The 20,428-nt window shown below is 46.4% G+C and carries 19 protein-coding genes; 6 read left to right on the top strand and 13 right to left on the bottom strand.

The features are described from left to right. Positions 1–79: 79 nt before the first annotated feature. Genes trmFO through mutL form a run of 4 tightly spaced genes read right to left on the bottom strand, consistent with a single transcriptional unit; the run spans position 80 to position 3,845 of the window. Positions 80–1,414, bottom strand: a complete 1,335-nt coding sequence (gene trmFO, locus DP_RS10070; RefSeq protein ID WP_011189210.1) for a methylenetetrahydrofolate--tRNA-(uracil(54)-C(5))-methyltransferase (FADH(2)-oxidizing) TrmFO — start codon at positions 1,412–1,414, stop codon at positions 80–82. Between the two features lie 15 nt (positions 1,415–1,429). After that, positions 1,430–1,963, bottom strand: a complete 534-nt coding sequence (locus DP_RS10065) for a 3D domain-containing protein (RefSeq protein ID WP_228130138.1) — start codon at positions 1,961–1,963, stop codon at positions 1,430–1,432. After that, complete coding sequence (locus tag DP_RS16920) at positions 1,960–2,934, bottom strand: DNA mismatch repair MutL family protein (protein WP_407637899.1); 975 nt, start codon at positions 2,932–2,934, stop codon at positions 1,960–1,962. The genes DP_RS10065 and DP_RS16920 overlap by 4 nt, the downstream gene beginning before the upstream one ends. Continuing rightward, on the bottom strand, positions 2,817–3,845 hold the full coding sequence (gene mutL, locus DP_RS16915; protein ID WP_011189207.1) for a DNA mismatch repair endonuclease MutL: 1,029 nt from the start codon (positions 3,843–3,845) through the stop codon (positions 2,817–2,819). The genes DP_RS16920 and mutL overlap by 118 nt, the downstream gene beginning before the upstream one ends. A gap of 474 nt (positions 3,846–4,319) precedes the next feature. Here mutL and DP_RS10055 point away from each other — a divergent pair, with 474 nt between their 5' ends. After that, positions 4,320–5,231, top strand: coding sequence for a DnaJ C-terminal domain-containing protein (locus DP_RS10055; RefSeq protein ID WP_041277873.1), 912 nt, complete (start codon positions 4,320–4,322; stop codon positions 5,229–5,231). A gap of 301 nt (positions 5,232–5,532) precedes the next feature. Here the strand turns inward: DP_RS10055 and DP_RS10050 are convergent, their stop codons facing one another. The 9 genes from DP_RS10050 to DP_RS10015 form a co-directional block, all read right to left on the bottom strand. Further along, positions 5,533–8,256 (bottom strand): hypothetical protein, encoded by a 2,724-nt coding sequence (locus tag DP_RS10050; RefSeq protein WP_041277872.1) that lies wholly within the window; start codon positions 8,254–8,256, stop codon positions 5,533–5,535. A 102-nt stretch (positions 8,257–8,358) separates the two neighbouring features. Then, positions 8,359–9,174, bottom strand: coding sequence for a hypothetical protein (locus DP_RS10045; RefSeq protein WP_011189204.1), 816 nt, complete (start codon positions 9,172–9,174; stop codon positions 8,359–8,361). 16 nt (positions 9,175–9,190) lie between these two features. Beyond that, complete coding sequence (locus DP_RS18810) at positions 9,191–9,325, bottom strand: hypothetical protein (RefSeq protein ID WP_265588545.1); 135 nt, start codon at positions 9,323–9,325, stop codon at positions 9,191–9,193. Between the two features lie 52 nt (positions 9,326–9,377). Beyond that, positions 9,378–9,680 carry a hypothetical protein gene (locus tag DP_RS10040; RefSeq protein ID WP_041277871.1) on the bottom strand — a complete coding sequence of 101 codons (303 nt, stop codon included), beginning with the start codon at positions 9,678–9,680 and terminating at the stop codon, positions 9,378–9,380. Positions 9,681–9,717: 37 nt separating this feature from the next. Further along, positions 9,718–10,203, bottom strand: coding sequence for a hypothetical protein (locus DP_RS10035; RefSeq protein WP_011189202.1), 486 nt, complete (start codon positions 10,201–10,203; stop codon positions 9,718–9,720). Positions 10,204–10,583: 380 nt separating this feature from the next. After that, positions 10,584–11,090: a hypothetical protein gene (locus DP_RS10030; protein ID WP_156792259.1), complete on the bottom strand. Its 507-nt coding sequence runs from the start codon at positions 11,088–11,090 to the stop codon at positions 10,584–10,586. 500 nt (positions 11,091–11,590) lie between these two features. Further along, on the bottom strand, positions 11,591–12,937 hold the full coding sequence (locus DP_RS10025; protein ID WP_156792258.1) for a sigma-54-dependent transcriptional regulator: 1,347 nt from the start codon (positions 12,935–12,937) through the stop codon (positions 11,591–11,593). Between the two features lie 286 nt (positions 12,938–13,223). Next, positions 13,224–13,751 carry a 3-isopropylmalate dehydratase small subunit gene (locus DP_RS10020; RefSeq protein ID WP_011189199.1) on the bottom strand — a complete coding sequence of 176 codons (528 nt, stop codon included), beginning with the start codon at positions 13,749–13,751 and terminating at the stop codon, positions 13,224–13,226. Positions 13,752–13,842: 91 nt separating this feature from the next. Next, a complete protein-coding gene (locus DP_RS10015; RefSeq protein WP_011189198.1) occupies positions 13,843–15,126 on the bottom strand; it encodes a 3-isopropylmalate dehydratase large subunit in 1,284 nt (427 codons plus the stop codon). A 309-nt stretch (positions 15,127–15,435) separates the two neighbouring features. Here DP_RS10015 and tsaE point away from each other — a divergent pair, with 309 nt between their 5' ends. The 5 genes from tsaE (at position 15,436) to cobT (ending at position 20,423) form a co-directional block, all read left to right on the top strand. Next, a complete protein-coding gene (gene tsaE / locus DP_RS10010; RefSeq protein ID WP_011189197.1) occupies positions 15,436–15,921 on the top strand; it encodes a tRNA (adenosine(37)-N6)-threonylcarbamoyltransferase complex ATPase subunit type 1 TsaE in 486 nt (161 codons plus the stop codon). Positions 15,922–16,285: 364 nt separating this feature from the next. Then, positions 16,286–17,935 (top strand): YcaO-like family protein, encoded by a 1,650-nt coding sequence (locus tag DP_RS10005; RefSeq protein WP_011189196.1) that lies wholly within the window; start codon positions 16,286–16,288, stop codon positions 17,933–17,935. Between the two features lie 79 nt (positions 17,936–18,014). Beyond that, positions 18,015–18,602 (top strand): histidine phosphatase family protein, encoded by a 588-nt coding sequence (locus DP_RS16910; protein ID WP_162096651.1) that lies wholly within the window; start codon positions 18,015–18,017, stop codon positions 18,600–18,602. A 47-nt stretch (positions 18,603–18,649) separates the two neighbouring features. Beyond that, on the top strand, positions 18,650–19,189 hold the full coding sequence (gene cobU / locus DP_RS09995; protein WP_011189194.1) for a bifunctional adenosylcobinamide kinase/adenosylcobinamide-phosphate guanylyltransferase: 540 nt from the start codon (positions 18,650–18,652) through the stop codon (positions 19,187–19,189). A 166-nt stretch (positions 19,190–19,355) separates the two neighbouring features. Then, positions 19,356–20,423, top strand: coding sequence for a nicotinate-nucleotide--dimethylbenzimidazole phosphoribosyltransferase (gene cobT, locus DP_RS09990; protein WP_011189193.1), 1,068 nt, complete (start codon positions 19,356–19,358; stop codon positions 20,421–20,423). The last annotated feature ends 5 nt before the right edge of the window (positions 20,424–20,428 follow it).

Raw genomic sequence — 20,428 nt, 5'->3', positions numbered from 1 at the left:
GGTTCATTCTTTTAAACAAGACTGCTTTAAGAGATAACAGGGATATATTAGGCCTCATCGGCCACGAGAGGCCTTTTCTTTAGACCTGTTCGCTAATCTGCCATTTTTCGTTCCATACCTCAAGGGCCAGAGCTGATGCCTCTGCCCGTTTCTCTCCACGAAAGCGTTTTGGCACCTTCTTCTCCCACGCAGGAAAGAGGCCAAAGTTGACATTGGAAGGTTGGAAGTTCTTGGCCGCACTCTTAGTGAGATGGCCAACCATAGCGCCCAAGGCCATTTCTGCAGGTGGGCTCACCAGCTCCTCTCCCATTGCCCTGCGGGCAGCGTTGATACCGGCAAGCAGCCCCATGGCGGCTGACTCAATATAGCCTTCAACCCCCGAGAGTTGTCCTGCCAGAAGGAGATCTGGACGTTTTTTTATCTGCAGGGTATCCGCTAAGAGTTCCGGAGCACAGATAAAGGTATTACGGTGAATGGAACCAAGACGGACAAATTCAACATTTTCCATGCCCGGAATCATTCTGAAAATTCGTTTTTGTTCGGGATAGGTCATCTTTGTTTGAAAACCCACCATATTGTAGGTGCTACCCTCGGCGTTTTCCATGCGCAGCTGAACAACGGCGTATGGGTCTTGACCGGTACGAGGATCAGGCAAGCCCACAGGCTTCATTGGCCCAAAGCGAAGGGTGTCAACACCCCGGGAACAGATCACCTCAACGGGGAGACAGCCCTCAAAATATTTTGCATCTTCAAAGTCTTTAAGGGGCATATAATCAGCACTGGCCAGTTCACTTATAAATCTCTCGTACTCTTCCCTGTTCATTGGACAGTTGAGATAATCGCCGGGGCCGTCATCATAGCGGGATTTACAATAGACAATATCCATATTAAGTGATTCACTGTCAAGAATAGGGGCAATGGCATCGTAGAAGGCAAGACGATCACGACCCGTCAACTCGGCTAGGGATTCAGCAAAATCCTCAGCGGTAAGGGGGCCAGTGGCAATGATGGTAGGGTGGTCGGCAGGTTCCGGAACTGCAGTAACCTCCCTATGGCTGATACTTATATTGGGATGAGACTCCAACCGGGCCGTAATCGCCTCGGCAAATTTATCTCGATCTACAGCCAGGGCCTTACCTGCAGGAACAGCCGTGCTGTCAGCGACATCCATGATCAGAGAATTAAAAAAACGCATCTCCCTTTTCATCAAACCAACAGCAGAGGTCGGATCATTTGAACGTAGAGAGTTACTGCAGACAAGCTCACCCAGAAGAGGGGAACTATGGGCAGGGCTATACTTTTCAGGTTTCATGTCGACAAGCTCTACCTGACAACCTCTGTTTGCTGCCTGCCAGGCGGCTTCACTTCCAGCAAGACCGCCGCCAATAATTATTACTTTATTCATATTATTCATTTTTCTCTAAGGGGATTAGGGTAATACGATGTTTACGGGTAGGGTTTTTCTTCCCCATTGAAGTGCTTCCTGGTGAGAATCAAAAAAGAGATCAATGCGATGGCGCCCTTTAATTGCTCCACCCCGATCTTCTACAACGCCCCAGCCATAACCTGGAACATACATCCTCGTACCAAAGGGATAGTAACGTGTATCCGCTGCAATTGTGCCATCCTCTGCCATCAAGAACCACGGGAAGAGAACAATGCGTACGGGAATCATCCATGGCCGCTGGACACTGTCCGCGGAAAAAAGCCCCTCTTCCGGCTCCTCGGGGTTTGTGCCGTGAGCGGTGAGGCCGGAGTATGGGCGACCTGCGGCTTTACCTGCACTGACATACTTGTTCCAAAAATCAAGGTGCAGATATTGATTTTTTCCTCTCTGCCAATCACAACAGATTTGACAACCGCAGTATGCGGTGGTCTCCATCCTGGTGGCGACAGGCTTTTTAGCGCATGCGGAGAGAAGGGCACTGACACAGATAAGGCAAATAATAAGATTTTGTTTCATGTACGATAAAACCATTTTTTTATTTCATCTGAAGAAAACTGTTTGACAACAGGTCGGCCGTGAGGGCAGTGGGAGAAGAGATCAGCAGCGGCCATATCGGCCAAAAGACTCTCCATCTCCCTCTGGGAAAGCCTGGCTCCTGCCTTTATTGCTGCCCGGCAGGCCATGCTTGCAAGTATGCTATCCAGCATATCGCCTGCATCCTTCCTGCTCTTACCATCGGCACCAAACTGTTCCAAGACATCAAAAAATATCTTCTGCGGGGCAATCTGTCCGGCCAGGGCAGGGATTGCCCCTATGACATAGGAGTTGCCACCAAAATCACGCAGAGAGAACCCCATTTTCTCAAGATCTTCAAGATGTTTTTCCACCAGTTGGCTCTGATAAAGGGAAAGCTCCACTGTTTCCGGGAAGAGGAGGTTCTGTTTCACCATACTATTTGCGCTAAAATGTTTTTTAAGTTTTTCGTAGAGAAGGCGTTCATGGGCCGCATGCTGATCTATAACCACAAGCCCTGCCTGACTACGACAAAAGATATAGAGATTATCCACCTGTCCTAAAATCTCAAGCCCTCGGCCTTCCTCCTCCCGTGGCAAGAGTTGTTCTGCAACAGGCTCCTGATCTATCTGCACGGCCTCTACTCTGCTGCTCTCAGTTACTGCCGGTTCTTGCCGCTGGTATACCTTTGCCGGTTCTTGCCGCTGGTAGACCTCTGTCCCTTCTGCCGTTTCAACCAAGGGTTCTACCCGCATCGGGGCGGCAGACTTTTCCCCCACCACGGCGGATTGCACCTGCCTCTCTATTGCTGGGGGATGGGTTGCTGGCGAAGGTTCTGAGCGTTCAAGCTGAGGCACTACCTGTGATTTTTCACCAAAGATATTTTGCTGTAGATGGCCCTGCTCTGCCCTAATGGCAGCAAGAACCCCGGCTTGCACCAATCCGTGCACCTCCTGAGACCTGCGAAAACGAATTTCATGTTTTGCCGGATGAACGTTAACGTCATTTCCTCTGGTGGCACTTCAAGGAGGATAAGACCGGCAGGATTTTTACCCTTCATAAGGAAACCACGCATGCCCTCTGCCACAGCATGAACAATCATCCTATCTTTTACCGCTCGGCCATTAACAAAGACCCGGAGACGGGCCGAACCGGGTGAAACCTTTTCCGGGGCAAGAAGCAGTCCAGTCACCCTGTGTTCCCCGTCTGTTGAGAAATCAATGGGGAAAAATTCTTCTGGTTGATGCATGATCTTGGCCAGTCTCTGGATCAGATTAAAGCTACCGCTCAGGTTAATCGTTTCCCGACCATCAACCCGGAGAACAAAACTAACGTCAGAGGCAACCAGGCTATAATTTTTAATAACCTCGTCGATATGTCCCAGCTCTGTTCGGGTGGTGCGAAGAAACTTTCTTCTGGCCGGGACATTGCCAAAGAGATTGCGGATCTCGATGATGGTGCCAACGGCACAGCCCGTTTCGTGGGATTTAACCAGGGTGCCATATCGCAGTTCTACCCTATAGCCAAGCTCGGAGTTGTAGGTACGTGAACTGATGGACAGTTGAGAGACAGAACCAATGGAAGGCAGGGCCTCGCCACGAAAGCCTAGGGTTGAAATGGCCCCGAGATCTTCCTGATTCCGTATCTTCGAGGTGCCATGACGTTCCAGACAGAGAAAGATATCATCACCGTCCATGCCCTCACCATTATCAATGATGCGGATGAGCTTAGTGCCACCACCGACTATCTCAACTTCAATGCGATCAGCACCTGCATCGAGGCTATTTTCAATAAGCTCTTTTACCACCGAAGCAGGTCTCTCGACAACTTCTCCTGCGGCAATTTGATTGGCGAGCTGTTCTGGCAATATACGGATTTTTGACATGAGCCTGCTTGATATAAATATTATCGGTAAGTGCTAGTGTTTTTACCGAGTTATTGTTTGTCTGCATAATCATAAATATTTTACCATTACATCTCCTCAGGTGTCATTACAAAAGAGCAGGCAAGTGGCAAAAGTTCTACAGCGACCGTCTCTTCCTACTCTCCAGGCTCCCATCCAGATCAGACCGAAGTGCCCATGGAGAAAGGCTTCCTGATTCGGCATCTATGATAGTCACTCACTTGATTATGTCAAAGCCCCTGCTCTCAACGTTACAGGAGACAGAGCTAAAGAGAGAGGGCCGCGACATGTTTACAGAGTTTTTCTGTGAGCCCATCTATTTGAGCTCAATCCTATAGAAATATGCCGAGTCAAATTCCTTCCTTGACTGATAGGTGAACCCTCCCTAATATATCAGTACATTTGATATTTTTCAGAGCACAATTGTGCTCTTTGTTTTTTACAGAGAGAGAAAAGATGGATTATTACGGAAAGCTAGAGATTGACAAGTCAGCTACTGCAGCCGAAATAAAGAAGTCCTACAGAAAACTTGCCCAAAAATATCACCCTGACAAAAACAGTGGTGATAAGGCAGCTGAAGAAAAATTTAAGGAAATCAGCGAAGCCTATGCCGTTCTTTCCGATCCAGAAAAAAAAGAACTCTACGACACCCATGGTTCCACCGACTTTCATCAGCGCTATTCCCAAGAAGATATTTTTAAAAATTTTGACATCAATGATATCTTCAGTCAATTTGCCGGTGGTGGACGTACCAGCTCTTTTAGAGGCGGTGGAGGAGGAGATCCATTCAGCTCTTTTAGGGGTGGTGGAGGTGGTTGTGGTGGTGGAGGTTGTCCCACCCCTACTCCTGGGCGAGATATCACCTACCAGATAACCGTTACCCTCCAGGAAGTTCTTGAAGGTGCCGAGCGAACCGTTGCCCTCCGTAAAAATGGTGAACATCAAAATGTCACCGTGAAAATTCCGCAGGGAATTGTAGAGGGTAAAAAGCTGCGACTTCGTGACAAGGGTGAACCGTCACAGACTGGCGGAGCCAATGGTGATCTCTATCTCAAGGTTTCTGTGGCAGCCGATGAGCGTTTTACTCGGGACGAGGACGATCTGATTGTTCAACACGCTGTTTCCTACAGTGAGGCCTGTTTGGGAACAAAAATTACCGTAGAAACCATTGATGGCAAGAAGATTGCGGTAAAAATTGCCCCGGGAATGGCTTCAGGCAAACGACTTCGCTTGAAGGGTTTTGGCCTGCCCCAAGGGCCAAACAGCACCAGAGGTGACCTTTATGTGCAGGTAGCAGTAAGCGTCCCTCAGGAGCTTTCTGAAGAGCAGAAGGTTTTAATTGAAAGCCTTGCCGAGGCAGGGCTATAGAAAAGGCTACCTTTAAGAAATTCTACATGATCGTAGGGCTAAGAAGGGCGTAACAGAATATTTTGTTCCTGTTACGCCCTTTTTATTGCTAGAGAACTGACCGTTTTTTAGCAAATTCCCCTCGCACTTGTCGATATCTGCAAAAATTTTAACTACCCACCCCTTCTCTCACAATATCGCGCTATCAGCCGCGTTTTCTTCAAACGAAAATCCTACGCAGAATCGCTTTCCGCAGTAGCCAAAGGCAAACGACATAACAGCACCTTGAAGCCTGCCAAGCTTGAATAATTTTCATTGGAGCCTAACTACCATCTTCCTCAATCAAAAGACCACCTTGTTCAATCATCTGAACAGTGCGATTCTGAGGCAGGGCCTTTATGAGCAGCTCTTTTTTATCACCCGGTGCTAATTCAATTTTAAAGGTATCCTTTTCAAGAGAATAATATTTAGGCAAATTATTGGCCTGGACGGTCAGTGTCCATACCCCGGGTCTTACGTCATCAAAACGAAAACGTCCTCTTCTATCTGTAAGCACCTTCCATATCTCATCATTACGCTCAAACACCAAAAGAACATTGGCCAGGCCACGGACTTCTGCCATCTCTTCTTCGTCTTCTTTGCCGGTCGGTTTATTTGTCGACAAGGTAAATTGATCCTGTAGAACACCTTTTCTTTCGGATCCATAAAGCATAATCTTACCTGCAAGAGTGGCACTTGTTGTTATCTCTATTTTGACGGCCTCTTCCTTGCCCCCGCTAATAGTCACCTCCATAGGAGTCTTCTGCGCCGGAATCCGATCAAGGCCAATGCTTCCACTATCAACATCCAGATAGAACGCCCCCGGTTTCAGGGCGGGAAAAACAAATTCACCGTCACTATCTGTTACCGCTGTAGCACCGTTCAAACGGAGAACTGCGTCTGAAATCGGTTGATCATTCTGCTTATCCCGAACATATCCCTGAAGCATCCCGACACCCTGTTTCCGCCCAACAGGCAGGCCGAATGGCATTGTCAATTCAACAATAAAGGCGGTTTCATCTTCCTGATCAGAACTACTTCCATATACGGTTTGACGACCATGGGCATAAATCTGAGTCTCGTTAAAAAGTTGATAATTCAATCCCATATCAAATACGTGCCGAGCTTCGACATCAGTTCCCAGGCTATCGTATCTGTCAATTTTGAAATTGACGCGGACATCTTTACCTATCCTGAAAGCAGCAGTTACACCACTATTGAGAGTCGCACTATTAGCATCTTCAGTATCGTCGTCCTCAGAATCACTGTAGGCGTTATAGGTACTGTAGCGCAGATAAGTGCTATAGCTTTGATTCTCAGTCGGTGCATAATAAAAACTACCCTCATAGGTGCCCACATCATAGACCTGATCTTCCAGTATATCTTCTACCCTTCCCCGTTCGGCCGAAATATTAAAAGACATCTTTTCAAAGCTCTGCCCCAAGCGAAGCGTGTAGGTCAGTTCCCTCTCGTCAAAGTCAGGATCACTCAAAAGGTCTTCACGGAAGCGAAGGCGCGACCAAATACCAATGGTTGTCCCCGTTTCAAAGCTGTAGCTCAAACCTACTTGACCAAATCTGGTTAAGGCAGCTGAATCAAGCAAGGGATCTAAATTTAAATTATTTTTTTGCTGATTAAGAGAGACATTCAGGCTGAGATTTTGTTTTATGGGAAAGAAAAAACTGCCTGAGATATACTCTTGGTCACTGTAATAGCCCGGAAAATCAGGTTCCGCATAAATATATTCCAGGCGATAACTCCCGCCCAACGCAGGGGAACCATACAAATTAAGCCAGTATGCACTGTCATGCTCGCCCTCATTTTTTCCATATGCCCCTTCAAATTCAATGGTCGTATCTTCAAAAGGCTCAAATTCCCCCTGCATACTTACAATTTGCGTATCTTCCAAATCACTTTTCTTATCAAGTAAATTAAAACCAATGCTGTATGTATCGTCAAAGAGATGATCAATATGGAATGCAGACTGTTGCTCTTCCAAGTTACTCAGCCTTGTTTGCATATAATAACCATTTACACCGAAATCGGCCGAAACCCAACCTGCCTGAGCTCCGCGGGCATAAAGACCCTGCTCAGTGAGATGTGAAAGAGAGTAATTACCATCGCCCAGACGGACGTTGGTAGTATTATTCCGGTATCTGGCAAAATATTTATCACGCTGACCAAAGGTTGAAACCTCTTCACTGGTATCAGGGCCCCTGAAGAGGAACTCAATCTCATCGTCCCCATCTTCGCTTAGTTTTCCTCCCCCTGCAAACTCAACCTGAAGGCCGTTCTGGTTTTCCTCATTACGTACTCCCAAGGACCGCAGAACAACCCTAGCCGATATTCTACGAAACTGATCTACTTCCCCCGTTGTCTTGGAGATAATGTTCACACTACTCTGTGCCTCGGCTCTCATCTTTTCATCCTCAACTGACTGGACTATCAAGCGGAGCAGATGCTTAAAACCTTTACTGAGCTTTTCATCAGTATCTACGGTCACCCTGACGGTCTTTGATTCTGCCGGGCCAAGTGTAACCTCTTCAGGCTCAAGGGTATAGGGCAGGTCCTGACCACTTTTAACCTTGATAAGGACGCTGTTTTCTCTGTTACCAGCATTAAGCACCGAAAAAACGGCATCGTAAGACTCTCCTGCAATGACAGTTTCTGGGGCATGCAGTAATACAGCCTGCAGTTCTGTAACAGAGGTGACTACCACATACAGCCTGGCCTGATCTCTGATAGAGGAATCGCCTACCGAGCTGAGCCGATAGACTATCTCATATCTCCCAGCCAAAGCACTCTGAGGGACAAAAAAACTGACCAGCCTGGCCTCACTTGCATTTGATCTCAGGCGGAAGGGAAATGAGGGTGTGATCAGTTTCCATCCGGGGGGGAGCTTTACCTGAGATACAAACTCCTGTTCTTCATCCCCGGTGTTCGTTACCTGAAAAATGGTGGTGACAACGTTTTTTGGAGCGGTCTCAAACAGTTCCTGACCACCCATCCTCACATTTACGCCACGATTCTGGGCATAAACTGTACCGCTAACAGAGAAGAAGCAATGAAAAATTAGCAGGATAAAAAGTTTTCTTCTCACGTCTAAGGCCTAGTCAAACTTCAGGGTGTAGTTAGCTCCGAACATGTCATCACCACCTGCATCCGCTACCACTAACGCCTTGTAGGTACCCTTTGGCACCTGGCTCAGGTCAATCTTGAATCTGGCAGAAGTAGTAGGGTAGATACGTAGCTGTTCACCTTCAAATTTTCCGACTGAGTTATTTTTTTCGTCATACAGTTCGGTCCAGAGGATCGGCCTAAGCCATCTTTCTCCGGTGTTCTCCAGATCAATTTGTAAAATTCTCTTACCGTCGGTTTTCAAAATCTTTGTCTTCACAAATTTGAGGCTATGGGTACCGGTATTGCCGATATTCGTTATCATCTGTAAACCATATCGCATGATCTGTTGTATACCCACACTGATCACCCCTTTCGCGCCATTACCTGCCTCAGGGGAACTTGCAGAGATACCCTCAACCAAGAGCAGACTCCAATAAGTCCCAGTCAAGACCTGGTCAGAGGGGACATCAACAATATAAGCGACCTGTACACTGCCCCCCGCTGGAATAATAAGACGGCGGGGACTAAAGCTTATCCAGTCGGCATTGGAACGGACATCTTTTCCAGGTTCTCCGTAACTATTACTGCCATCAGCATAAAAAAGATAATCACTCTGGTAGACCTTCACCTCTTGAGGATCTTCTCCCGGGTTTAGAAGCTGAATGGACCCTCGGTAGCTTCCTCCCACCTGTGCATCCTTTTCATAGGTCAAACCGCTTGGAATCGACACCCTTGCCATGCCCAAAGAGGGCAGAAGCAAAACAAAAAGCACAACTAAAATATTTATTTTTCTTCTTAATCTCATAAAAAACTCTCCCTTACTAAGTATCGCTCACCGTGTAATAAAGCGTGGTGGAATAGGAGTCGGGGCTAATCTGAATGGAGGCCCCGCTCATTTTCAACTGCACCTTTATGCCACTCACATCTCCAGAACCGGTAAAAAAGGAAGTCTTCATACCTGTTACCTGCTGATACGAGTCACCGCCGCTGACACTTCCCCCTGAGCCGTCAGCAGTTTCTTCTCACATAGGCATAAAGGTCGTTATCCCAAGTAGAATCAAATTTATTCACATCAACGCGCCAAGTATCAGAAGAATCGCTTGTGCCTGAAATATCGATGAGGACATCTCCAGAAACATTGGTATACGTGCCTTGTAGGTCGCTGCCGGCTCCGGACACCAAGTCGTTCTTGTCAATATTTTCAATCCATGATCCGGTTACGGTGATAGATATGGCGGCGTGCGCCGGCTGGACCGCAAAACACAGCGACATCAAAAAAAATATGATGGCACGTCTGCTTGCACGCTTCATTTTATCCTCCTTTTTTTGAAGTGGGTCAAAGGATACCTCAATCCGCAAGGGTAAAGATAACAGGTATGCCAGTGGCAACCACATTTGCCTGGACAGTGGCACTCAGCGTGTAAGTTATTGTCAGACTGCTAACAGCCTCAGTGCCTACACCCGTCACAAGAGCGGACGTTGAGGTGCTGAGGTTCACGTCACCCAAGCTTGTGCCGCTGTCTGACGGGGCGGCAGCATTCACAGTCAAGGTAAGATATGAAGGCAGGGCCGTATCAAGATGGGCTGTAATTTTCTTGTTAGTGGCGTTTGTGCTTATGGCGTATATGGCCGAACTGTCAGTCACCGGCGAAGGTTCTTGCCCCACAATCGCAGAAGAAGAGATAGCCAAGCTCGGTTCTTCGCTGACCATGATCTCGTTAATCGGCTGAAAGGTGAAAGTCATCACCTGAGTGCCAACGTCCGCCGCTAAAACGGCCTCCTTTAAAGCAATAACCATCATTACTGTGAGCAAAAATATTTTGAATATTTTCATTGAATTTCTCTTTTTTTGTTAATTAAAGCATGATAATATCTTTCAAGTCAAGAGGTTAAACAAAGTATTCCACCTTGACCTTCATTACAATTCGTTAATAAAAAATGCTGTGACTTTTTCAGCAGAAAGAGAAAGGTAAATTGCTGATACATTGAGTTTATTGTGCTGCAGATAACAAATAGAAGACCCACGCGCATTAAGCATTGAGTGAAATAACTGAACTACAAATCAACTGGATGGGCTGTTTATTACTAGGAGAGAATGACGATAGTAAACAAGAACACTCTGCGTAGAGTTGTTTAACAAAAAGCTAAAGCGGGCCCTTATAGGGCCCGCTTCATTGTCCTCAGAAGAGGGGTTAATAATATTTAACTAAATCACTACGCATCTATGAGGGTAAATGTAACAACCGGGGTAATAGGAGCTACCGGTGTCGCAACAGTGGCAGTAGCCCTGTAGGTAATTACCTGCTCGAAATCCGCTATCTGTTTTAACCCAGTTACCAAAGTCGCAGGACCTGCAGTAACAACAGAAGTAAGCTCTACCTCACCTTCGGAAGTAACAGACTCGGAGGCAAGCGCGACGTATAACTTCAAATCTGCTGCGGTAATGGCAGTATCAAGATAGGCAGTTATTTTTTGACTATCAGGAGAGTTTGTCGTTACCGAATATGTGCTATTAGCATCCGTGATCTGGAAATCATCCTTACCAATTACATAGTCGCCCGAAACCCTCGGCCCCTCAAATGCCTCAAGATTGGTAGCGTTGAATGTGAGAATAACTGCAGCCGATAGTTCTAGTTCCTCAATAGCCTGAACATCGAGAGTAACAGCTTGGTCATCGGTGTTACTTGCCATTGCCGAACCAGCCATTAAAACTACGCTCATAGGTACTACAAGTGCCATAAATGTTGATAATGTTTTTTTCATTTTATCCCCCACTCTCGTGTTTAAGGTTTTTGTCGCTTTACCTTCTCTCTGTTGCTTTACCTTCTTTACAGCAATACCCATGCCAAAGTTAAAAGCATACAATTAGAACCATATTATCAGTGCTTTACGTTTTATATATCAGCGTTTGTCGCAAAAGTGGCCAATACACCTCTTCGATCACGCTTGCCTCTGTTCAATTTACGACAGCAAAACGGATTTTTTTTCATAACTTGTTGAGAGTACGACAAAAAGCAAAACAGTGGGTGTGTGCAAAAGCCAACATAGGCAGCAGGATAAAGATTCTTTAAGGGCGGGCAAACACCAAGGAATGTGCATAAGGATTGGGATATGGTGAATATCTCTTTGAACTCTATGATGAGGCTCTCAAATGCCATTGAGAGCCGATAGGGTACCAATTAAGTTGGTGTTGGAGGGACGAGAAGGGGCGAGTGTTAAAATCAATCACCAGAGCGTGGTTTTTCTATTCCGTATTTTTTTATTTTGCTATAGAGGGTGCCCCTGGCAATATCAAGCTTCTCCGCCGCCTGCTTCATGTTCCAGCCCGTCTCAGCAAGGACATTCTGTATCAGGGCAGATGCCGCATCCGGAAGTGAGCGAGATGCAAGATTGAGGATAAAGGCCTTTGGCAAGGAGGTTTCACGCACTTTCAAGGGCAGGTTATGCAGGGCGAGTTCCTTCCTTTTACAAAAAACGACAGCCTGTTCTATGACGTTGGCAAGCTCTCTTACGTTGCCCGGCCAGTCATAACGATGCAGCATCTCCATGGTCGAGTCGGGAATATGAGAGATGTCCTTCCCAATTTGACCACAGTATTTTTTTAAAAAGTACCTAGCCAAAAGGGGAATGTCGGATTTTCTCTCCCGAAGGGGCGGCATATGTATCGAAACAACATTGATCCGATAAAAGAGGTCTTCCCTGAAAAGCTTCTCTTGAACCATATGCCAAAGATCCAGGTTGGTGGCACAAATAATCCGTGAATTAGTTTTCAGGGTTTTAACGCCACCAACACGTTGAAAGGACCCTGAATCAAGGAGCCGTAAGAGGCAGGTCTGGGTCTGAAGGGGGATGTCACCGATTTCATCCAACAGAATAGTTCCATTGTCAGCCAGTTCAAAACACCCTTTTTTCAGCGCCATCGCACCTGAAAAGGCCCCTTTCTCATAACCGAACAGCTCGCTATTGATAAGCGTTTCAGTAAAGGCTGCACAGTTTACCCGAATCAGAGGGCCGGATTTCCTGGCACTTCTAGAGTGAATCGCCTCGGCGACCAGCTCCTTGCCTGTTCCTGTTTCTCCGGTGATAAGAACAGTGGTATTGGCGACTGCAACGTCGTTTACCTTCTGATAAACATCAAGCATCTTAATATTTCGGCCAATGAGATTCTCAAAGCGATATCTTTTTCGGCGCTCTTTTCCCTCAAATGAAGTCTTTAATAGCCTATTTCGGATTAATTCTCTGATCGCACCAAAGTCAAATGGCATTAATACGTAGTTATAGCCTCCCAACTTTACGGCATTGAGCACCTCTTTCGAGGTGTCATTATTCACAACGGCCACGATAATCCCATCGGGGATGTGGGTACGAATTTCATCAAGAAGTGCTAACCCGTCCCCTACAATGCAAAGCATTACAATATCTGCAGGGAATATTTTAAGTACCTTTAACGCCTCCCTGCTATCAGGGACAGTTTTAAGCAAGAAATCTTCAGCACACAGATTCTCGCAAAAATGATGCCGAATATCCCTCTCTTCATGAACAAAGAGCAGTCTAGTTTGTAAAGACACTAAATTTTCTTTCATATCGTATTTACATTCCCCTTTTTCGTATAAGAGCCCTCTCTAAAATAAATGCAAATGAGTGCAACTTTTCTCTACATCTACAGTATCGCTATTTTGAGACAGACTTGCAAGGTCACCTGGCTGGCAGAAAGCAAGCTACAAAAACAGTAATACAATGCCTTAGAGAGGGTGGATTTCGAGATAAGAGTAGGGAAATTCTACGAGAAGAGGTCATAAAAAGGGCTGCATCTCCGTGGGAGATGCAGCCCTTTTTTATGGAAGATTTAATCGACTAATATTTTTTATCGGCGTAGGCCAACCAGCCACCTGCGGCCACAAGTTCCTTGTCAAAGGGATTCATCGCAAATTTACAGGTAAGAGATTCATTGCCAGCCTGAGCTGTCATACTATCGGCTTCCAGATCCACCTGAATCTGGACATCATCTCCCAAGGCAAAGATACGATCTACATCAGCTGCCTCTATCTCAATGGCAAGTATGCCGCAGTTGAACATATTTTGCCGAAAAATACGGGCAAAGCTTGTGGCAATAATCACATTGATATCGTTGACTTCAAAGGCCCATACTGCATGCTCTCTTGATGAGCCGCAGCCAAAGTTCTCTTTGGCCACAATCACCCGTGCTTCCTGCATGGCCGTTGACTGATATGCAAAGGGCTCGCCGTCCACAAGGAGATCTTCAAGCAGATGCGAACGCAGGGCTGTTTTGCTGCTCTCCGCTAGGTACTTTGCCGGAATAATCTCGACTGTGTTAATATCGTTTCTGTCCAAAAGGACTGCAGGGCCACCAAACTGCTTCATAAACTACCTCTATCTTTGGTAAATTTTAGGAAACCTTGAATCAGTTCAAGATCCCCCTTAGTATGTGAAAAGGGTTCTTTCTGTTGACATCCTACAGAAACTGACGCGGATCGGTTATTGTACCGGTTACAGCCCCTACGGTTGCGGAGTATGGACTCATCAAATGTACCATTCCCCCCTTACCCATCCGACCGTTAAAGTTACGATTGGTGGTGGAAGCACAGACCTCACCTTCGGCCAGCACTCCTGAGCTCATACCAAGACATGCCCCACAGGTGGGGTTGAGTACACAGAAGCCGGCATCCATAAAGATCTTGATGATACCCTCTTCAAGGGCCATGCTGTAAATCTTTGGGGTAGCCGGAGTCACAATACCACGTACCCCGGTGGCCAGGGTTCTGCCCTTAAGGATAGAGGCAGCCGCGCGCAGATCTTCTATACGGCCATTGGTACAGGAGCCGATATAAATTTGATCAACCTTGGTACCGGCCATATCAGTGATATCTTTCACCTGATCAGGTTTGAAATCAAAGGTAACCTGAGGGGTGAGGGGAGAGACATCTATTTTGATCTCTTCCACATAGAGGGCATCACTATCGGAGTGCCACTTACTGAAATCTGCAACGGCCGCAGCAATATCACTGTAGTCATCCTTTATGAACTCCCAAAGATATTCAGCTGTTACCAGATCAGGCAGGCAAATACCACAGGTTGCACCCGCCTCAATGGCCATATTACAGAGGGTCATACGCTCTGCCATATTGAAAGCATCGATTACCGGGCCGACAAATTCTATAATCTTATCGGTACCACCATTTACGGTGAGTCTTTTAATTACAGCAAGGATAACATCTTTGGCAGTAACGCCATGTTGCAGCTCACCGCTCAGCTCTATCTTCAAAGATTTTGGGGTTCTGAATGAGCAGACACCCTTATAGATACCCACCTCAAGATCCGTTGTGCCAACACCTGCGGCAAAGGCGCCAAAGGCTCCGTGAGTACAGGTGTGAGAATCACCCATGATAACAGTGTAACCGGGACGGATAAAACCCTTTTCAGGAAAGAGGGCATGGCAAACACCATTGGCGCCAATATCAAAAAAATCTTTAATAGCATGACGTTTTGCCCAGTCACGCATGATTTTTCCCTGCAGGGCAGTCTTAGAGTCTTTAGCAGGGGTGACATGATCGATGACGGCCTTGATTTTAGTATTATCGAAGACCTGATCCATCCCCTTTTCTACAAGATCCATGATGGCAATAGGGGTGGTAATCTCGTGACAAAGTACGGCATCCAGATTAAGAACCATGTTATCTGGTGATGGTTTATCACGCAGATGGGCATCAAAAATTTTTTCAGCTATAGTTTTTCCCATTTATAAACTCCGTATTGAGAATGTTAACAGTATAAAATACATCGACTTGTTCTCTTTCTCTTACCTAGAAGGGAAGAAAAAGCTGTTAAAGCAATAAACGACCAACTAAAATACACCAAAAAAAACACCGTGGCTATAAGTATAAGCTGGAGTTCTGCAATATATAGAGGTAGAAAGTGCTAAAACTTTTTTTAGTTAAACCTTTCTGGCAGGAAAAGACCAAAAGTTCTCCTGTTAAGAACGCCTTGCGACATCCAGCCTTATCTAAACTCACAAGGTGTGTAAAACTTAATTTAAGTCAAAAAAAATATGGACCTCTCTTATAATATTAGCTCTCTTGCTGAAACAGAAATATTGGGACTCTTCCTGGGACATGTGGCCGAGGCAGGCGATGTCATTTGTCTTGAGGGCGATTTAGGGGCTGGTAAAACAACTCTGACCCAGTATATTGCCCGTGGCCTCGAAGTTGATCCGAGGGAGTATGTGACTAGCCCCTCCTTTGCCATCCTCCATGAATATCAGGGACGAATCCCCCTCTATCATATGGATCTCTATCGACTTGGTGGGGAGGATGAGGTAATAGACCTTGGTTTTGAGGAGTACTTTTATGGTGGAGGACTCACCGTTATAGAGTGGCCCTCTCGTGCCTATGATCTTATTCCTGAACAGAGTTTATATTTGCAGATAAGCTTTGTAGACGAAGAGAGCAGGGCTGTGCGCTTCTCCTGTAAAGAGGCAAGTTCCTGGGGACATAAGATAAAAGAATTTCTTTTGCATAGAGAGAAGGGGGAGTAAGCGTTCTCTCCTCTATGAGTATCGATCTATTCCTGAGACCAAGTTTTTTTTGGGGATTATTGATTGCCTTTTGCCCCATTGATGATGATGTTGTGCGTGGACAATGGCCCGTACGACTTAGCCTCCGGGTTTAAAGAGATGATCTTTTTGAGTTGGCCAGTTGTTGTTTGCCCGTCCATGGCTGAATCCCTGGAGTATGTATATGACTACTGAATTTAGCAGTAGACAGTTATTAGACTTAACGAAATAGGCAGAGTAATGGAAAAAAAGCCAGTAGTATTAAAAGATTGCTATAAGACATTTACCACCGATCAAGACAAGGCAATTACACCGGGAACAAACCCTTGAACGTTTTTATTCCAAGGTGAAAAATCTCGATATAAATATAGTCAGTGAAGTTCGTCGTATTGATAATGGACGCTTAGATATTCCTGTATATTTTAGCGTCTGTGGCGATGATGCCTCTCAATATACGGGGACAAAGAAGCAGATGGGCAAGGGTGCCTCGCCCATACAATCCGAAGCATCTGCCTGTATGGAACTTGCCGAGAGATTCTCTTTTTTCTCATTTAGCAAAAACGCAGATAATTTTTTGCTTGGTGACTATGAGGAGATGCGGGCAGCAGGTTATCCCGTCTTAGACATGGAACATCTACTTAAATCCGTGCACGATACCCATACCACCGTGGCTCAGTTAGAAAAACTTCTTGCCGGTATTCCCATGCAGTGGACCTGGGCCACCAAAATGACAGGTGAGGAAGGAGAGGTTCTTATCCCCTTTTCCTGGTTCTTTGCAATTAATGAGTTCAACGGCCCTTCAGCCGGTAATACCCAAGAAGAGGCCGCCCTTCAAGGTCTCTGTGAGATTGTCGAGCGCGATGTCTGCTCTCGAATTAACCGTGATAAACTACCAACGGCAAAGATCGATGTAGAGACGATTAAAGATCCCGTAGCCGTGGAGCTTCTTGAAAAGTTTGCCAAAAATAACATTGAAGTATATCTCAATGATTTCAGCCTGGAGACAGGAATTGCCTCCGTTGGTGCCCTGGCCATTGATCGCTCAACCTTCCCTGAAAAGAGTGAAATTGTCTATACGGCAGGTACTACTCCAAATCCGGAGAAGGCCATTATTCGAGCCATCACCGAGGTAGCTCAGTTAGCAGGAGATTTCAATACCGGTTCCAATTATATAGCCTCCGGTTTACCTAAACCTCTGTCCATGAGCGAGGTTACCTATCTTACCGAGACAGCAGATCAGGTGACTATTGACGAGATGGTAGATATTTCAGATGATAATATCTATACCGAAGTGAAAAATTGCCTCGATAGTCTGAAGAACAATGGTTTTGATGTCTATATGATAGATGTCTGTCATCCCCAGCTGCAAATCCCTGCCCTCTATACCATTATTCCCGGCGCCCATTTTCGTGAACGCTCAATGATCTGTAATGCCGGTCTCTTCTGTGCAAAACTCCTCGTTGAACGCATCGAAGATCCTGCAGAGCAGGAGGTAAAATTAGGCGAGATGAGTGTCCTCTTACCCGATGCCTACTATCTTGAATTTTATCGGGGGAAAAATTTTGTCGCAGCCGGCAACGCCGAAGCAGCCCTTATCCATTTTGATAAGGCCCTGACCCTGAAGCCAGAGGCAGAGGATGTCCCCTATATTTATTCTTATAAGGGCTGCTGTCTTCGTGACCTTGGTCGTTATGCAGAGGCCATAGAGGCCCTGCAGGAGGGTCTGCTCTTTGACGAGGAACGACCCGATCTGCATAACACCCTCGGTGTATGCTTCTTCAAGCTTGAACAATATGAGACGGCAATCTCCTCCTTTAAGCGGGCTATTGAGCTTAATCCTGCTTCAGGAATTGATTACGCCAATGTCGGGGTAAACTATATGCGTCTCGGTCATAAAGTTGAAGCTGTGGAATTTTTCACCGTAGCTTTAAGCCTTGATGCAAGCCTTGACTTTGCCCAAAATGCCCTCAACCAACTTTTAGCTGAAACAGCATAAAATTTTACTTGCTGAGCCATCCTAAGACCCATCCCCTTTGCCCCTAGCCAAGAGGATGGGTTTGTCAATTGCAGATCATATGAAAAAAATATACTTTCTTCGCCATGGCCATACTCCGCTAACGGGAACATATGTAGGTTCAACGGATTGCGGACTCAGCGCACAAGGCGTAGAGCAAATACAGGCGGTAGCGGCAAGTCCGGCCCTGCAAGAAGCAACCAGAATCATAGCCAGCCCCATGCTGCGCTGTGTGCAAACGGTGGCTGAATTAACGGGCAAGTATCAGGTTTCTTACCACCCCCTGCTCAAAGAGATTGATTTTGGCTTCTGGGAGGGACTGACCTTTGATCAGGTCTACACCAAATATCAACAGGAGTTTGATCTCTGGTGTAGCTCTCCTGCTACCTTCTCTTTTCCCGGTGGAGAATCTGTTGCCGACTTTCGGGCCCGGATGAAACAGATCATTCCCCTGCTCAATACCTGTGCAGATGAAAGGATTATGGTTGTGGCTCACGGCGGGGTAATATGCCATCTTCTCTGCATCCTGCTGGGACTCCCCCTTGACAATTACACCCTGCTAAAACTTGATGTTGGCCACTATGCCAGCGTAGATCTCTATGAAACTGGTGCTGTTTTAACGGGTTTTAATAAATCCATATCAGGCTGAAGGAATCTCATCGGTTTATTATGAAAAATTTGTAGAGAGAATGAAAAATGGCAGAACTTATACTGGTAACGGGTGGCAGTCGGAGTGGTAAGAGCAGTTTTGCCCTTGATCTTGCCGAAAAAAAATCGGAGAGACGAATCTTTGTCGCTACCTGTCCTGTGGTGGACGGTGAATTGACGGAACGGGTTCGTCTCCATAAAGAGGAACGGCTTGGCAGAGGATGGACTACCTGTGAAGAGGAGCTTGATCTTGCCCGGGCTATTGCGACTTCAAACGGCGAGGATGGTGTTGTTCTCATTGACTGCCTCACCCTTTGGATAAATAATCTAATGTTTTTCCATGAACAGGATGGGAAAGCCTTCTCCACCGAGCAACTCCGAAAGCAGTGCCAATTTTTTTTAGCCGAGGTAGAGCTCCTTTCCGGCACGGTGATCTGTGTCACCAATGAGGTTGGGCTTGGTATTGTCCCGGATAACGCCCTGGCTCGCAGATACCGGGATTTGGTGGGCATCTGTAATCAGCTTATTGCCGAAAACGCCTCTGAAGTTTACCTTGTAACCTGCGGAATATCACAGCAAATAAAATAGTCGTTCAAGGAACGATCCCCTCAAATAGTTTTGGCTGTAATGGACTATTTTTGTTATAGACACAGATCCCTAATAGCGAATAGCGAATGAATAGATATTGATCAGGCACTCCTCAAAACCAGCGGAGTCCTTAGACCTTAATGAATAATTTATATGGAGGCTTATTATGAGCTTGCTCGACAGAACTTTACTGGAAATTTTCCCTCAGGATTCAGATAGCCGCGATGCGGCAAAGGCCCGACTTGATAATCTTGTTATGCCCCACTGGGCCCTGGGAGATTTGATGGACCTGGCTATTGATCTTGCCGGAATGCAGAGAACAATAAAACCACTGGTGGACAAGAGAGCCATTGTTACCATGGCAGGCGATCATGGGGTGGCAGCCGAGGGTGTGAGTAAGTTTCCGGCCGAGGTAACCGTTCAGATGGTGCATGCCATTATTGGCGGGTCCGCAGGCGTCAACGCCCTTGCCCGCTCGGCCGGTGCCGATGTCTTTGTGGTTGATATGGGCGTTAATGCCGATCTCAGGGATCTGGTTGAACAGAAAAAACTGATCAATAAGAAGGTGGGTCTTGGTACAGGTAATATTGCCAAGGGGCCGGCAATGAGCCGGGCCATGGCGGTACGGGCTGTGGAGGGAGGAATCGACGTAGCCTTTGCCCTCAGTACCAAATATAATATCATTGGTACTGGTGAGATGGGGATTGGCAATACAACCCCATCTGCTGCCATTGCGGCTGTTTGTACCGGAAAAACCGTGGAAGAGATAACCGGTCGTGGCTCAGGACTCAACGATGCGGAGCTGCAGACCAAGATTGATATTATCAAAAAAAGCATTGAAATCAATAAACCAAACAGCAAGGACGGGCTGGACATTCTTGCCAAGGTCGGTGGTTTTGAAATAGGTGGTATCGCAGGGCTTATCATTGGTTGTGCCGCCAAGAAAATTCCTGTGGTTGTGGATGGCTACATCAGTACTGCAGGTGCCCTTATTGCCGCCAAAATAGAACCCTTTGTTAGGGACTATCTCATCTTTGCCCACCGTTCCGTAGAACCGGGCCATGTCCATATGCAGGAATTTCTTGGCTGTAAGCGTCCCCTCCTCGATCTCAACTTTCGCTTGGGAGAGGGAACAGGTGCTGCCATGGCTATGAATCTTGTGGACGGTGCCAAAGCGATACTGACCGACATGTCGACCTTTGACGAGATAGCAGTGACTGCTCCTGAAAAGTAAATTAA

It is taken from the genome of Desulfotalea psychrophila LSv54 (assembly GCF_000025945.1).
GTDB classification, from domain to species: domain Bacteria; phylum Desulfobacterota; class Desulfobulbia; order Desulfobulbales; family Desulfocapsaceae; genus Desulfotalea; species Desulfotalea psychrophila.
Note: the sequence above shows the minus strand (reverse complement) of the source record. Positions and strands in the feature narration are given on the sequence as shown.

Bases quoted from the DNA above. Each gene is read 5' to 3' on its own strand.
- trmFO (WP_011189210.1), bottom strand. From the start codon at position 1,414: ATGAATAATATGAATAAAGTAATAATTATTGGCGGCGGTCTTGCTGGA.
- DP_RS10065 (WP_228130138.1), bottom strand. From the start codon at position 1,963: ATGAAACAAAATCTTATTATTTGCCTTATCTGTGTCAGTGCCCTTCTC.
- mutL (WP_011189207.1), bottom strand. From the start codon at position 3,845: ATGTCAAAAATCCGTATATTGCCAGAACAGCTCGCCAATCAAATTGCC.
- DP_RS10055 (WP_041277873.1), top strand. From the start codon at position 4,320: ATGGATTATTACGGAAAGCTAGAGATTGACAAGTCAGCTACTGCAGCC.
- DP_RS10050 (WP_041277872.1), bottom strand. From the start codon at position 8,256: ATGGGTGGTCAGGAACTGTTTGAGACCGCTCCAAAAAACGTTGTCACC.
- DP_RS10045 (WP_011189204.1), bottom strand. From the start codon at position 9,174: ATGAGATTAAGAAGAAAAATAAATATTTTAGTTGTGCTTTTTGTTTTG.
- DP_RS18810 (WP_265588545.1), bottom strand. From the start codon at position 9,325: ATGAAGACTTCCTTTTTTACCGGTTCTGGAGATGTGAGTGGCATAAAG.
- DP_RS10040 (WP_041277871.1), bottom strand. From the start codon at position 9,680: ATGAAGCGTGCAAGCAGACGTGCCATCATATTTTTTTTGATGTCGCTG.
- DP_RS10035 (WP_011189202.1), bottom strand. From the start codon at position 10,203: ATGAAAATATTCAAAATATTTTTGCTCACAGTAATGATGGTTATTGCT.
- DP_RS10030 (WP_156792259.1), bottom strand. From the start codon at position 11,090: ATGAGCGTAGTTTTAATGGCTGGTTCGGCAATGGCAAGTAACACCGAT.
- DP_RS10020 (WP_011189199.1), bottom strand. From the start codon at position 13,751: ATGAAGCAGTTTGGTGGCCCTGCAGTCCTTTTGGACAGAAACGATATT.
- DP_RS10015 (WP_011189198.1), bottom strand. From the start codon at position 15,126: ATGGGAAAAACTATAGCTGAAAAAATTTTTGATGCCCATCTGCGTGAT.
- tsaE (WP_011189197.1), top strand. From the start codon at position 15,436: ATGGACCTCTCTTATAATATTAGCTCTCTTGCTGAAACAGAAATATTG.
- DP_RS16910 (WP_162096651.1), top strand. From the start codon at position 18,015: ATGAAAAAAATATACTTTCTTCGCCATGGCCATACTCCGCTAACGGGA.
- cobU (WP_011189194.1), top strand. From the start codon at position 18,650: ATGGCAGAACTTATACTGGTAACGGGTGGCAGTCGGAGTGGTAAGAGC.
- cobT (WP_011189193.1), top strand. From the start codon at position 19,356: ATGAGCTTGCTCGACAGAACTTTACTGGAAATTTTCCCTCAGGATTCA.